This is a genomic window from Nocardia puris, from assembly GCF_003315035.1.
Lineage (GTDB): Bacteria > Actinomycetota > Actinomycetes > Mycobacteriales > Mycobacteriaceae > Nocardia > Nocardia puris.
Genome location: NZ_QNRE01000001.1, coordinates 162,934 through 176,827 on the forward strand (window position 1 = coordinate 162,934; position 13,894 = coordinate 176,827).

The following is a 13,894-nucleotide window of genomic DNA, read 5'->3' on the forward strand; positions in this document are numbered from 1 at the left end:
CCCGGAAACACCGCTCGGCCAGGGTCGTTGGTCCTCATATCCGGTGCCGCGCGGCAGACGTATCGCCACGGGATCAGCTGCCAGGATGGAGGTGTCGACAACGAAGGGATCGTGATGAGCACTCTCGCCAATCAGCAATCGATCGTCGTCGGGGTGGACGGCAGCGCGGCCGCGCTCGCCGCCGCGCGCTGGGCCGCAGCGATCGCGGCCCGCCGCGCGGTGCGGCTGGAGGTCGTCTCGGTGGTGCCCACCTTCGACTACAGCCTCACGGCGGCCCAGGTCGCCGACGCCGACCTGCTGCCCACCCTGCGCATGCTCGCGAAGAAACATGCCGATGCCGCGGTCACCGCCGTGCGCGCCGACCAGCCCGACCTCGAGATCACCCAGGCCAACCCGGAGGGCGTGCCCGCCGACGAACTCGTGGCCGCGGGCGAGGGCGCCCGGCTGGTGGTGGTCGCCGCGAACACCGATTCCCGGCTCACCACGCTGCTGCTCGGCTCCACCGCGCTGCGTGTGGCGAACCAGTCCGCGTGCCCGGTCGCGGTGTGGCGCGGCGATTTCGGCACACCGCTGCCGGACACCAGGCCGGTGCTGGTCGGTGTGGACGGCAGCCCCGACAGCAACGCCGCCATCGGTGAGGCGTTCGAACTGGCCGCGCTGCTCGGGGCCGGTGTGCTCGCCGTGCACGCGTGGGCCTACCAGGATCTGTCGCAGTGGTCGCCGCGGCCGGAGAGCTGGGACGCCCTCGCCGAACAGGAGCACACCCTGCTCGGGGAGCGGCTCGCGGGCTGGTGCGACAAGTTCCCCGACGTGGAGGTGACCAGGCTGGTGGTGCGCGACTCGCCCACCAAGGCGCTGCTCCAGCAGGCCGGCGAGGCCCAGGCCGTGGTGACGGGCAGCCACGGGCACAACCGCGTCACCGGCTTGCTGCTCGGCTCGACCAGTCAGAACCTGCTGCACCACGCGCCGTGCCCGGTGCTGGTCACCAGGGCGTGAACGTCACTTCTCGTTGCGCGCCTTGGGGAATCGCTTCTGGCGGGCCACCCAGCCCGCCATCTTCGCCCAGTGGCCACGCTCCGGGGTGACGATCGAGGTGAGTTCGCGGTCCCACTCGTCGGCCTCGGCGAGGCCCTCGATGGTCTCCACCAGGTGCTTCGCGGTGGGCATATCGGCGACGACGCGGTCACCGAGGACGCCGTCGGCGCCGACGAGGGTGACCCGCACGCCGATGCGGCCGATCTGCTGGAGCACGGCGGTGGCGGAACCGCCGTGCTCGGCGACGAATCCCTTCACCGAGTCCACCAGGGCGCCGGACAGTTTCTCGGGGGCCGGGGCGGCGGCGGTATCAACGCTCATGCTCCCGGAGTTTACCGGCCGGTAGGTCCGAGTCCACCCCCGGCGGGTGTAGAACTGGATGTCATGCGCGCCATACAGGTTGCCGAACACGGCGGTCCCGAGGTCCTGCGATACACCGAGGTGCCGGAGCCGCAGATCGGCCCGGATCAGCTGCTGGTGGACACCCAGGCGGTCGGTGTGAACTTCATCGACACCTACATCCGCACGGGCACCTATCCGCATCCGGTGCCGTACGTGCCCGGTGCGGAGGGCAGCGGTGTGGTCGCGGCGGTCGGCTCTGACGTCACCGGGTTCGCCGTGGGCGACCGGGTGGCCTGGGCCGCCGCGCCGGGCAGCTATGCCGACCGGGTCGCGGTGCCCGCCGCGGTCGCGATCCCGGTGCCCGACGGCGTGGACCCGCCGGTCGCCGCCTCGGCGCTGCTGCAAGGGATGACCGCGCACTACCTGATCGAGTCGATCTACAAGCCCGAGCCGGGCGAGACGGTGCTGGTGCACGCGGGCGCGGGTGGCGTGGGCCTGATCCTCACGCAGCTCGCGACCGCGCGCGGCGTGCGGGTGATCACGACGGTGTCCTCCGACGAGAAGGCGGCGCTCTCGCGCGAGGCCGGGGCCGCCGAAGTGCTGCGCTACACCGACGATCTCGCCGACCAGGTGCGCGAGCTCACCGACGGCGTGGGCGTCGCGGCGGTCTACGACGGCGTCGGCAAGGCGACGTTCGACGCCAGCCTCGCCGCGCTGCGCATCCGGGGCACGCTCGCCCTGTTCGGCGCGGCCAGCGGCCCGGTCCCCCCGGTCGACCCGCAGCGCCTCAACGCCGGCGGCTCGCTGTTCCTGACCCGCCCCACATTGGCCCACTACACCCGTGACCGCGAGGAACTGCTCTGGCGCGCGGGCGACATCCTCGCCGCCCTCGCCGACGGCACCCTCACCCTTCGCATCGGCGCCACCTATCCCCTCGCCGAGGCCGAACAGGCGCACCGCGACCTGGAGGCCCGCAAGACCACCGGCTCGATCGTCCTGATCCCCTGAACGATCCCGCGCCGAAGGGCCGACGCACCGCGAGTGCGTCGGCCTTCGTGTTCGGGGGGTTTCGGCGGGAAGGTCAGCCGAAGAAGCTGCCGATCGTGTCCCAGCCCAGCACCGAATCCACGGCCAGGCCGCAGAACACCACCGCCAGGTAGTTGTTCGACTGGAGGAACAGCCGCAGCGGCTTCACCGACTCGCCCCGGCGCACACCGGAGTAGAGCTGGTGGGCCATGAGCAGGAACCAGGCGCCGGCCACCAGCGCCACCGCGGCGTAGATCACGCCGGTCGCGGGCACCAGGGCCAGCGTGGTGAGCACGGTGAGCCAGGTGTAGACGACGATCTGCTTGGTGACCGTCTCCTCGGTGGCGACCACCGGCAGCATGGGCACGCCCGCCGCGCGGTAGTCCTCCTTGTAGCGCATGGCCAGCGCCCAGGTGTGCGGCGGCGTCCAGAAGAAGATGACGCCGAACAGCGCCAGCGCGGGCCAGCCGATGGTGCCCGTCACCGCCGACCAGCCGACCAGCGCGGGCATGCAACCGGCCGCGCCGCCCCACACCACGTTCTGCGAGGTGCGCCGCTTGAGGCCGAGCGTGTAGACGAAGACGTAGAACAGGATGGTCGCGACCACCAGCGCGCCGCTGAGCAGGTTCGCCTGCCACCACAGCCACGCGAACGACGCGATGCCGAGCACGACGCCGAACACGAACGCGTTGCGCGTGGGCACCGCCTCGCGCGCCAGCGGCCGCTTGGCGGTGCGCTTCATCACCTTGTCGATATCGGCGTCGGCGACGCAGTTGAGGGTGTTGGCGCTGGCCGCGCCCATCCAGCCGCCGAACAGCGTGGCCAGGATGAGGCCGATGTCGATGTGGCCGCGGTCGGCCAGCAGCATCGTCGGGATGGTCGCCACCAGCAGCAGTTCGATGACGCGCGGCTTGGTCAGCGCGATGTAGGCGAGCACCCGCCGCATCAGTCTGGACGGCAGGCCGGCACCGGTGAACCGGTCGGCGAGCACCGTCGCGGAGGAGCCGTGCGCGCCATTGCCACCCGGCTGTTGCCCAATCCGCACTGTCTCTCCTCGCACGCTGTGCTCCGCATCCGGCAATGGAACGAGCAGCGCGCTCGTTTCCCGCTGTCACGGATACACAGCCTGTGCGGCGCGGCTACTACTACAGAGGATGGTAGACCCTCGCCGGCAGCGCTCCGACGCTCACCCCGGCCCCGACGGGCCCACCGCCCGGTCGGCAGGAGGTCACGATCGGTTCACCGCGCGGTCCGCGCCGGGTTGCGAAACGCGACACTACGCGCCGGTACGACGGGTTCCCGACATGCCGCTCAGGGGGCACATCTAGGGTGGTTGGGTACACCCGGTCGGCCCCGCGGCCGCCGCGCGTTCACGCCGCCCACCCACCCGCCGTCGACGAGACCAATGTCAGGAGAACCTCGGTCGTGTCAGTGACAGACGACATCCGCGCCCTCACTCAGCCGAACCACCCGGACGACTGGACGGATCTGGACACCAAGGCCGTCGACACCGTCCGTGTCCTCGCCGCCGACGCGGTGCAGAACGCCGGGAACGGTCACCCCGGCACCGCCATGAGCCTGGCCCCGCTGGCCTACACCCTCTACCAGCGGGTGCTGCGCCACGACCCGAGCGACCCGAGCTGGGTCGGCCGCGACCGCTTCGTGCTCTCGTGCGGGCATTCCAGCCTCACCCAGTACATCCAGCTGTACCTGGCCGGTTTCGGCCTGGAGCTCGACGATCTGGTCAACCTGCGCAAGTGGGGTTCGCGCACCCCCGGCCACCCGGAGTTCCGCCACACCGACGGCGTCGAGATCACCACCGGCCCGCTGGGCCAGGGCCTGGCCTCCGCGGTCGGCATGGCGATGGCGGCCCGCCGCGAGCGCGGCCTGTTCGACCCCGACGCCGCGCCGGGCACCTCGCCGTTCGACCACTTCGTCTACGTCGTCGCCTCCGACGGTGACCTGGAGGAGGGCGTCACCTCCGAGGCGTCCTCGCTCGCGGGCACCCAGCAGCTGGGCAACCTCGTGGTGATCTACGACGACAACAAGATCTCCATCGAGGACGACACCACCATCGCCTTCACCGAGGACGTGGCCCAGCGCTACGAGGCCTACGGCTGGCACGTGCAGACCGTGCTCGGCGGCGAGGACGTGGTCGCCATCGAGAACGCGATCGCCGCGGCCAAGGCGGAGACCGCCAAGCCCTCGATCATCGTGCTGCGCACCGTGATCGGCTACCCGGCGCCGAACAAGATGAACACCGGCGCCTCGCACGGCGCCGCCCTGGGCGCCGACGAGGTGGCCGCGACCAAGAAGATCCTGGGCTTCGACCCCGAGAAGACCTTCCAGGTGGACGAAGAGGTCATCGCCCACACCCGCAAGGCCGTCGAGCGCGGCCAGGCCGCGAAGGCCGCGTGGCAGAAGGAGTTCGACTCCTGGGCCGCCGCCAACCCGGAGCGCAAGGCGCTGTTCGACCGGCTGGCCAACCGCGATCTGCCCGAGGGCTGGACCGAGCAGCTGCCGATCCACGCGCCCGACCCCAAGGGCATGGCCACCCGCAAGGCGTCGGGCAAGGTGCTCGCCGCGCTGGCCGACGTGCTGCCCGAGCTGTGGGGCGGTTCGGCCGACCTCGCCGAATCCAATAACACCACCATGCCGGGCCAGCCCAGCTTCGGCCCCGAGTCGATCTCGACCGGCATGTGGAAGGCGAACCCGTACGGGCGCACCCTGCACTTCGGTGTGCGCGAGCACGCGATGGGCGCGATCCTCAACGGCATCGCGCTGCACGGGCCGACCCGCCCGTACGGCGGCACCTTCCTGGTGTTCAGCGACTACATGCGCCCGGCCGTGCGCCTGGCCGCGCTCATGCGGGTGCCCGCGATCTACGTGTGGACCCACGACTCCATCGGCCTGGGCGAGGACGGCCCCACCCACCAGCCGATCGAGCACCTGGCCGCGCTGCGCGCCATCCCGGGCCTGAACGTGGTGCGCCCCGGCGACGCCAACGAGACCACCTACGCCTGGCGCACCATCCTGGAGCGCGACTCCAGCGAGCACACCTCGCACTTCTCGGTGTCGGAGCCGCCGCACCAGGACGGCCCGTCGGCGCTGGCGCTGACCCGTCAGGACCTGCCGATCCTGGAGGGCACCAGCTACGAGGGCGTGGCCAAGGGCGGCTACATCCTGGCCGAATCGTCCACCGCCACCCCGCAGGTGATCCTCATCGCCACCGGCTCCGAGCTCCACCTCGCGGTGGCCGCGCGCACTACGCTGGAAGCGCAGGGCATCGGCACCCGCGTGGTCTCGATGCCGTGTGTGGAGTGGTTCGACGCGCAGGACAAGGCTTACCGGGACCAGGTGCTCCCACCGGCGGTCCGGGCGCGCGTCTCGGTCGAGGCCGGTATCGCCATGCCGTGGCACCGGTTCACCGGCGACGCGGGCGAGACCGTCTCCATCGAGCACTTCGGCGCCTCGGCCGATCACAAGACCCTGTTCCGCGAGTTCGGCTTCACCGAAGAGGCGGTCGTCGCGGCGGCGCGGCGCTCGCTGGACAACGTGAAGGGATAAGCGCATGGCACAGAACGAGAACCTCGCGGCCCTGTCCGCCGCCGGTGTATCGGTGTGGCTGGACGATCTGTCGCGCGACCGGATCAACTCGGGCAACCTGGCCGAGCTGATCGCCACGCGCAGCGTCGTCGGCGTCACCACCAACCCCACCATCTTCCAGGGTGCGCTCAGCCAGGGTCACGCCTACGACGCGCAGGTGAAAGACCTTGCGGCACAAGGGGCCGACGCCGACGCGGCGATCCGCACCATCACCACCGACGACGTGCGCTCCGCCTGCGACGTGCTGGCCGGGGTGTACGAGGCCAGCCGCGGCGTGGACGGCCGGGTCTCCATCGAGGTCGACCCCCGCTTCGCGTTCGACGCGGACAAGACCGTCGCGCAGGCCATCGACCTGTGGAAGACGGTGGACCGGCCCAACCTGTTCATCAAGATCCCGGCCACCGAGGCGGGCCTGCCCGCCATCACCTCGGTGATCGGGGAGGGCATCAGCGTGAACGTCACGCTGATCTTCTCGGTGGCCCGCTACCGCTCGGTCATGGGCGCCTACCTGGACGGCCTGCGCAGGGCCAAGGCGGGCGGCCACGACCTGGCCAAGATCCATTCCGTCGCCTCGTTCTTCGTGTCCCGCGTGGACACCGAGATCGACAAGCGGCTCGAGGCCATCGGCACCGAGGCGGCGCTCGCGCTGCGCGGTAAGGCGGGCGTGGCCAACGCGCGCCTGGCCTACGCCGAGTACCAGGACGTCTTCGACGGCGGCGCGCACACCTCGACCTATCAGCATCTGGCCGCGATGGGCGGCAACCGGCAGCGCCCGCTGTGGGCGTCGACGGGCGTGAAGAACCCGGACTACTCCGACACCCTCTACGTCACCGAGCTGGTCGCCCCGAACACAGTCAACACGCTGCCGGAGAAGACGCTCGAGGCCGTCGCCGACCACGGCGAGATCCGCGGCGACACCATCAGCGGCACCGCCGACGAGGCGCGGCAGGTGTTCGACGCGCTGGCCGAGGTCGGCATCGACCTGGACGATGTGTTCGCGCTGCTCGAGCGCGAAGGCGTGGAGAAGTTCGAGAAGTCCTGGGAGGAACTGCTGACGGCCACCACCGCCGAACTCGGCGCCGCGTCCGGGGGCAACTGACCCCATGGCAGGCACAGCCACTCGCCCGTCGACCGGATGGCAGAACCCACTGCGCGACGAGCGGGACAAGCGGGTACCGCGGATCGCGGGCCCGTGCAGCCTGGTGATCTTCGGCGTCACCGGCGACCTGTCCCGCAAGAAACTGATGCCCGCCATCTACGACCTGGCGAACCGGGGGCTGCTGCCCCCCGGTTTCGCCCTGGTCGGCTTCGCCCGGCGTGACTACGCCGACGAGGACTTCGCGCAAGTCGTGCTCGACGCGGTGAAGTCCCACGCCCGCACGCCCTTCCGCCAGGAGGTCTGGGACCACCTGGCGGAGGGGATCCGGTTCGTGCAGGGCACCTTCGACGACGACGCGGCCTTCGCGACCCTCGCCGACACCTTGGCCCGGCTCGACGCCGAACGCGGCACGGGCGGCAATCACGCCTTCTACCTGTCGATTCCGCCGGACATGTTCCCGGTGGTGCTGGACCAGCTCTCCGAGCACAAGCTCGCCGAGCCCTCCACCACCGACGCGGCGGGCCGCAAACCGTGGCGGCGGGTGGTGATCGAGAAGCCGTTCGGGCACGACCTGGACAGCGCGGTGGAGCTGAACGCGCTGGTCAACCGGGTGTTCCCGGAGGAGACGGTGTTCCGCATCGACCACTATCTCGGCAAGGAGACGGTGCAGAACGTGCTGGCGCTGCGGTTCGCCAACCAGCTGTTCGACCCGATCTGGAACGCCAACTACGTCGACCACGTGCAGATCACCATGGCCGAGGACATCGGCCTGGGCGGGCGCGCCGGCTACTACGACGGCATCGGCGCGGCGCGCGACGTCATCCAGAACCACCTGTTGCAGCTGCTCGCGCTCACCGCCATGGAGGAGCCGATCAGCTTCGAGCCCAAGCAATTGCAGACCGAGAAGATCAAGGTGCTCTCCGCCACCAAACTGGTGGAGCCGCTGGACGAGACCACCGCGCGCGGCCAGTACGCCGAGGGCTGGCAGGGCGGCGAGCACGTGGTGGGCCTGCTCGACGAAGAGGGTTTCGACCCGAACTCGCGCACCGAGACCTACGCGGCCATCACCCTCGAGGTCGACACCCGCCGCTGGGCCGGGGTGCCGTTCTACCTGCGCACCGGAAAACGCCTGGGGCGCCGGGTGACCGAGATCGCGGTGGTGTTCAAGCGCGCGCCGCACCTGCCCTTCGACCAGACCATGACCGAGGAACTCGGCCAGAACGCGCTGGTGATCCGGGTGCAGCCCGACGAGGGCATCACCATGCGGTTCGGCTCCAAGGTGCCCGGATCGGGCATGGAGGTCCGCGACGTCAACATGGACTTCAGCTACGGCGAGGCGTTCACCGAATCCTCCCCCGAGGCCTACGAGCGCCTGATCCTGGACGTGCTGCTGGGCGTGCCCTCGCTGTTCCCGGTGAACGCCGAGGTCGAATTGTCCTGGCGCATCCTGGATCCCGTGCTCGAGCACTGGGCGGCCGACGGCAGGCCCGAACCGTACGAGGCGGGCACCTGGGGCCCGGACTCGGCCGACGAGATGCTGGCCCGCACCGGCCGGGAATGGCGGCGACCGTGATCATCGACCTGCCCGACACCACGACCGGCGCGGTGACCAAGCGCCTCATCCAGCTGCGCGAGACCAACGGCGTCATCACCATGGGCCGGGTGCTCACCCTGGTGGTGTGCACGCTGGACAGCTCCGAGGCCGAGGACGCCATCGATGCGGCCAACGACGCCAGTCGCGAACACCCTTGCCGCGTGGTGGTTCTCGCGCGCGGCGACCGGGACGCCGAGACCAAATTGGACGCGCAGATCCGCGTCGGCGGCGACGCGGGCGCGGCCGAGGTGATCGTGCTGCGGTTGCAGGGACAGCTGGTGAATCACGAGAGCAGCGTGGTGATCCCGTTCCTGCTGCCCGACACGCCCGTGGTGGCGTGGTGGCCGCGGGGCGCGCCGGAGTTCCCGTCCCGGGATTCGGTGGGCAAGCTGGCCACCCGGCGCATCACCGACGCCACCTTCGCCCGCGATCCGCAGGCCACCATCAAGAACCGCCTGAACTCCTACGCTCCCGGCGATACCGATCTGGCGTGGAGCCGGATCACGTACTGGCGGGCGCTGCTGGCGGCCTCGCTCGACGAGCCGCCGTTCGAGCCGGTCGACTCGGTCACGGTGTCGGGCCTGCGCGAGGAGCCGGCGCTGGACATCCTGGCGGGCTGGTTGGCGGCGCGGCTGAACTGCCCGGTGCACCGGCGCACGGGACCGCTGCGGGTGGAGGTGCACCGGCCCACGGTGTCCATCGCCATCGAGCGGCCGCAGACCGGGCGCACCGCCACGCTCACCAGGACCGGCGATCCCGATCAGCGGATCGCGTTGGCGCGCAGGGAGACCCGCGACTGCCTGGCCGAGGAACTGCGCAGGCTCGACGCCGACGACATCTACGTCGAGGCCCTCGCCGGAATCGAGAAGGTGACCTATGAGTGAGACCCCCGCTCAGCAGTACGCCGATCAGGATCGGCGCATCGACAGCGGTTTCCCCGCGAACACCGTCGAAGTGCATCCGGGCAACGCCGAGTTGATCGCCGCGGCGGCGGCGCGTTTCGTGCAGGTGGTGGTCGCCGCGCAGGCCGCGCGCGGATCGGCGTCGGTGGTGCTCACCGGCGGCGGGTCCGGTGTCGCGCTGCTGGAGAAGGTGCGCCAGGCGCCCGGCGACATCGACTGGGCGAAGCTCGATCTCTTCTGGGGCGACGAGCGTTTCGTCCCGGCGGGCGACGCGGAGCGCAACGAATTGCAGGCCAGGCAGGCGCTGCTGGATCACGTGCCGGTCGATCACGCGCGCGTCCACCCGGTCGCCACGTCCGACGGCGAGTACCCCGATCCGGTCGAGGCGGCCGCCGAGTACTCCACCGCCGTGCACGCGTATCTGGCCGAGCACGGGGCGTTCGATCTGCATCTGCTCGGCATGGGCGGTGAGGGACACGTGAATTCGCTGTTCCCGCACACCGACGCGGTGCGCGAGGAGCACGAACTCGTTGTCGCGGTGACGGATTCGCCGAAGCCGCCACCGGTGCGGGTCACCCTCACGCTGCCGGCGGTGCGCCGCTCCCGCCACGTGGTGCTCGTGGTGGGCGGCGCGGCCAAGGCGGAGGCGGTCGCCGCCGCGCTCGGCGGCGCGGACCCGGTCGACATTCCGGCCGCCGGGGCGCGCGGCAGCGAGTCCACGACGTGGCTGCTGGATCAGGACGCCGCGGCGGGTCTGAGCTGAGGCCCGGCCGCGTGCGCAGCCGTGCGGCGTCCGGGGCCGGCACGTGAGCGCCGACGCGGGCCGGACGCTCGACGAGCTCTTCCGAGCCGAGATCACCGAACTCCCCACCGCGCCCGCCGCGAACTCCGAGCTCGACGCGGCGCAGTTGTGGGAGCTGTTCGAAGCCCAGGCCACCAGTAGGCATCTCGACTTCGCCGCGCGCGCACTGGGTGTCGCGCGGCGCGGGTACTACAGCATCGGGTCGTCGGGGCACGAGGGCAACGCCGCGGTGTCGGCGGCGCTGCGGGTCACCGATCCCGCTCTGCTGCACTATCGTTCGGGCGCGTTCTTCGTGCACCGGGCGCGGCGGGTGCCGGGTCTCGACCCGATCCGGGACGTGCTGCTCGGGGTGGTGGCCGCGGCGGTCGACCCCATCTCCGGCGGCAGGCACAAGGTGTTCGGCAGCAAAGCCGCGCACGTGATCCCGCAGACCTCGACCATCGCCTCGCATCTGCCGCGCGCGGTGGGGCTGGCGTTCGGGATCGAGCGCGCGGCGCGGCTGGGCCGGGCGACGGAGTGGCCTGCCGACGCGGTGGTGCTGTGCACGTTCGGCGACGCGTCGGCCAACCACTCCACCGCTACCGGGGCCATCAACACCGCGATTCATACGGCACACCAAGGGATTCCGGTGCCGATCCTGTTCGTGTGCGAGGACAACGGGATCGGCATCAGCGTGCCCACTCCCCCGGACTGGATCGAGCACGCCTACGGCGCGCGGCCCGGCCTGACCTACTTCACCGCCGACGGATGCGATCCGCTCGACGCGCTCGCCACCGCCCGCCGGGCCGCCGACTGGGTGCGCGAACACCGCGCACCCGCATTCCTGCGGCTGCGCACGGTGCGTCTGCTCGGGCACGCGGGGTCCGACGTGGAGTCCGCCTATCGCCGCGCCGCCGATATCGCCGCCGATCTGCGCCGCGATCCCGTGCTGGCGACCGGGCGCCTGCTGGTCACCTCGGGGATCACGAAACCGTCCGAGGTGCTGGCCCGCTACGACGACATCGCCCACCGCGTGGCGACGATGGCCGAATTGGTCTGGCGCGAGCCGAAACTCACCACGGCGGCCGCGGTGACGGCACCGCTCGCGCCGCTGCGGCCCGACGCCGTCCGCGCCGACGTCATCACCTCGGCGGTCCTCCCGGCATCGCGTTCGGGGGCGGATCATTCGCGCTTCGGCGGCTCCGAGCCCGACGTCACGAACGGGAGCGTAGCGGAGCGGTCCGGCACGCAGCTCGATTCCACATTCGCAATCACCACGCCCACAACCCGTTCCGAACCACTCACGCTCGCCCAGGCCGTCAACCGCACCCTCGCCGACCTACTCGCCCGCGACTCGGATGTGCTGGTCTTCGGCGAGGACGTCGGGCGCAAGGGTGGCGTCTACGGCGTCACCAAGGGGTTGCAGAAACAGTTCGGCGCGCGGCGGGTATTCGACACGCTGCTGGACGAGCAGAGCGTGCTCGGCACCGCCCTCGGTACGGCGCTGGCGGGTTTCGTGCCGATCCCGGAGATCCAGTACCTCGCCTACCTGCACAACGCCGCGGACCAAGTGCGCGGCGAGGCGGCGACTTTGCAGTTCTTCTCGCACGGCCGCTACCGCAATCCGATGGTGGTGCGCATCGCCGGGCTGGCGTATCAGAAGGGGTTCGGCGGGCACTTCCACAACGACAATTCCCTTGCGGCGCTGCGGGATATCCCGGGCGTGATCCTCGCGGTGCCGTCGCGCGCCGACGACGCCGACGCCCTGTTGCGCACGTGTGTGTCCGCCGCGCGGGTCGACGGGCGGGTGTGCGTGTTCATCGAGCCGATCGCGCTGTACCACACCAAGGACCTGTATCCCGGCGACGGCGCGTGGCTCGCGCCGCCCGCCGCCGAGCATGTTCCGGTGGGTCGCGCCCGCGTCCACGGGGACGGCGCCGATCTGACCATCGTCACCTTCGGCAACGGCGTCCCGATGAGCCTGCGCGCGACGCACACGCTCGCCGCACGCGGTGCGCACGCGCGTGTTCTCGACCTGCGCTGGCTCGCGCCGCTGCCCGTCGAGGATCTGCTCACCCACGCCCGCACCACCGGGCGGGTGCTGGTTGCCGACGAGACGCGACGCTCCGGCGGGGTGTCCGAGTCCGTTTGCGCCGCGCTGCTGGACGGCGGGTTCACCGGCCGCGTCGCGCGGGTCACCAGCGCCGACAGCTTCGTCCCGCTCGGCCCCGCCGCCGACGCCGTGCTGCTGGACGAGGCCGGGATCGTCGCCGCCGCAGCGGAACTACTCGCGGATCGGCACTGATCCGCGAGTTACGGAATCGAGGCGGGGATCGTCGGCGCCACAGCCGAACTACACGTGGATCGCGACCGATCCGCGAGTTCCGGATTCGGCGCGCGGTTACGGGAAATACCCTGGAGCAGACGACGAAGTCCGCGGCGAAAGGGTAGGGCCATGACGATGTCCATCCTCGGTGAGGTGCGACCCGAGCACGATCCCGGCGCCGGCGACGACCGCGTCCTGCTGCACTACCTGCGCTCGTACCGCCAGCCCGTCCTCGAGGTCTGGTCGGCGTGCACCGCGCCCGCCCAGCTCGAACGCTGGCTGGGCAAGGTGTCCGGCGGTGGCGGCAACTTCACCATCGAACTGCTGGACGGCCCCATCCCCGGCCCGGTCGCGGTGCGCGTGGACCACTGCGCGGCCCCGCACGAACTGGTGATCCACATCGACGGCTGCATCCTCGAACTCCATCTCGGCCGCGTCGGCGTGCTCACCAACCTCGAACTCACCCGCCGCCACCTCTGCCACGCCGACGCCCCCGCCGTCGGCCCCCGCTGGCAGTACCTCCTCGACCGCCTCACCGCCTACCTCGACTACAAACCCCTCCCCACCTGGTCGGACTACCCACCCCTCACCGAGGAGTACCGCTAGCGCAGGAAGCGGTACCAGTCGCCGTCGAAGTGGGTGAACCGGTAGGCGACACTGTCGCCGGGGGACGGCACGGGCGGTTCGTGCTCGAAGTGCGCGAACCCGGCGGTGCCGATCAGCGAACTGCTGTTGTGGAACAGGCATCCGCCGGAATACCGGTCCACCCGCGTGATGGTGTACACCCCGAACCGGGACTGATCGTTCGTCGGCACACATTCGGCGGCCGCCGAGTTCATGGCGCCCTCGGACAGCCACCAGCCGAGACGCTCGGGCCCGCCCGACCACAGCAGCGACCACGACGCGAGCACCACCGCCGGCGCCACGAGGCTCAGCAGATTGCCGCGCCTGCGCAGAAACATCCCGCTCAACGTGCAGAACAACCACGACAGCCCCGCCAGCACCAGACCACCACCGGCGAGGAGCGTGTACGTCGCGTCACCGTCGACCAGTTGCCGCCAGATCGCCAACCCGCAGCAGAGCACCGCGACGGACCCCGTCGTCAGCGCCCACACCATCCACCACGCCGGCATCCCGCCGGCCCGCTCTTCACCCCCATCACGCATCACGCCACCGTACCGGC

12 protein-coding genes are annotated in these 13,894 nt (G+C 70.9%); 9 read left to right on the top strand and 3 right to left on the bottom strand.

Annotated elements, in window-relative coordinates:
• The first annotated feature begins 114 nt into the window (after positions 1-114).
• Entirely contained in the window at positions 115-996 is an 882-nt protein-coding gene (locus DFR74_RS00715; protein ID WP_067509486.1) for a universal stress protein, read from the top strand.
• A 3-nt stretch (positions 997-999) separates the two neighbouring features.
• Here the strand turns inward: DFR74_RS00715 and DFR74_RS00720 are convergent, their stop codons facing one another.
• Positions 1,000-1,356 carry a hypothetical protein gene (locus DFR74_RS00720; RefSeq protein ID WP_067509488.1) on the bottom strand — a complete coding sequence of 119 codons (357 nt, stop codon included), beginning with the start codon at positions 1,354-1,356 and terminating at the stop codon, positions 1,000-1,002.
• Positions 1,357-1,419: 63 nt separating this feature from the next.
• Between DFR74_RS00720 and DFR74_RS00725 the strand changes: the two genes are divergently transcribed.
• Positions 1,420-2,385, top strand: coding sequence for a quinone oxidoreductase family protein (locus tag DFR74_RS00725; protein ID WP_067509490.1), 966 nt, complete (start codon positions 1,420-1,422; stop codon positions 2,383-2,385).
• 73 nt (positions 2,386-2,458) lie between these two features.
• On the opposite strand, the gene DFR74_RS00730 is transcribed toward DFR74_RS00725, so the two are convergent.
• Positions 2,459-3,448: a heme o synthase gene (locus tag DFR74_RS00730; protein ID WP_067509492.1), complete on the bottom strand. Its 990-nt coding sequence runs from the start codon at positions 3,446-3,448 to the stop codon at positions 2,459-2,461.
• 380 nt (positions 3,449-3,828) lie between these two features.
• Between DFR74_RS00730 and tkt the strand changes: the two genes are divergently transcribed.
• The 7 genes from tkt to DFR74_RS00765 all read left to right on the top strand — a co-directional run bounded on the left by tkt (position 3,829) and on the right by DFR74_RS00765 (position 13,317).
• Positions 3,829-5,970 carry a transketolase gene (gene tkt, locus DFR74_RS00735; protein ID WP_067509494.1) on the top strand — a complete coding sequence of 714 codons (2,142 nt, stop codon included), beginning with the start codon at positions 3,829-3,831 and terminating at the stop codon, positions 5,968-5,970.
• Positions 5,971-5,974: 4 nt separating this feature from the next.
• A complete protein-coding gene (tal, locus tag DFR74_RS00740) occupies positions 5,975-7,108 on the top strand; it encodes a transaldolase (protein WP_067509496.1) in 1,134 nt (377 codons plus the stop codon).
• Between the two features lie 4 nt (positions 7,109-7,112).
• Positions 7,113-8,681 (top strand): glucose-6-phosphate dehydrogenase, encoded by a 1,569-nt coding sequence (gene zwf, locus DFR74_RS00745; RefSeq protein ID WP_067509498.1) that lies wholly within the window; start codon positions 7,113-7,115, stop codon positions 8,679-8,681.
• On the top strand, positions 8,678-9,586 hold the full coding sequence (opcA, locus tag DFR74_RS00750) for a glucose-6-phosphate dehydrogenase assembly protein OpcA (RefSeq protein WP_195124544.1): 909 nt from the start codon (positions 8,678-8,680) through the stop codon (positions 9,584-9,586). Before zwf ends, opcA begins: the two co-directional genes overlap by 4 nt.
• Entirely contained in the window at positions 9,579-10,367 is a 789-nt protein-coding gene (gene pgl, locus DFR74_RS00755; RefSeq protein WP_084537686.1) for a 6-phosphogluconolactonase, read from the top strand. The genes opcA and pgl overlap by 8 nt, the downstream gene beginning before the upstream one ends.
• A 43-nt stretch (positions 10,368-10,410) precedes the next feature.
• The gene (locus DFR74_RS00760) at positions 10,411-12,690 is read left to right on the top strand and encodes a thiamine pyrophosphate-dependent enzyme (RefSeq protein WP_067509502.1); all 2,280 of its coding nucleotides are present in this window, start codon (positions 10,411-10,413) and stop codon (positions 12,688-12,690) included.
• Between the two features lie 150 nt (positions 12,691-12,840).
• Positions 12,841-13,317, top strand: coding sequence for an SRPBCC family protein (locus tag DFR74_RS00765; protein WP_067509505.1), 477 nt, complete (start codon positions 12,841-12,843; stop codon positions 13,315-13,317).
• Here DFR74_RS00765 and DFR74_RS00770 read toward each other — a convergent pair.
• Positions 13,314-13,877: a hypothetical protein gene (locus tag DFR74_RS00770; RefSeq protein WP_113974902.1), complete on the bottom strand. Its 564-nt coding sequence runs from the start codon at positions 13,875-13,877 to the stop codon at positions 13,314-13,316. The genes DFR74_RS00765 and DFR74_RS00770 overlap by 4 nt on opposite strands.
• Positions 13,878-13,894 lie beyond the last annotated feature (17 nt).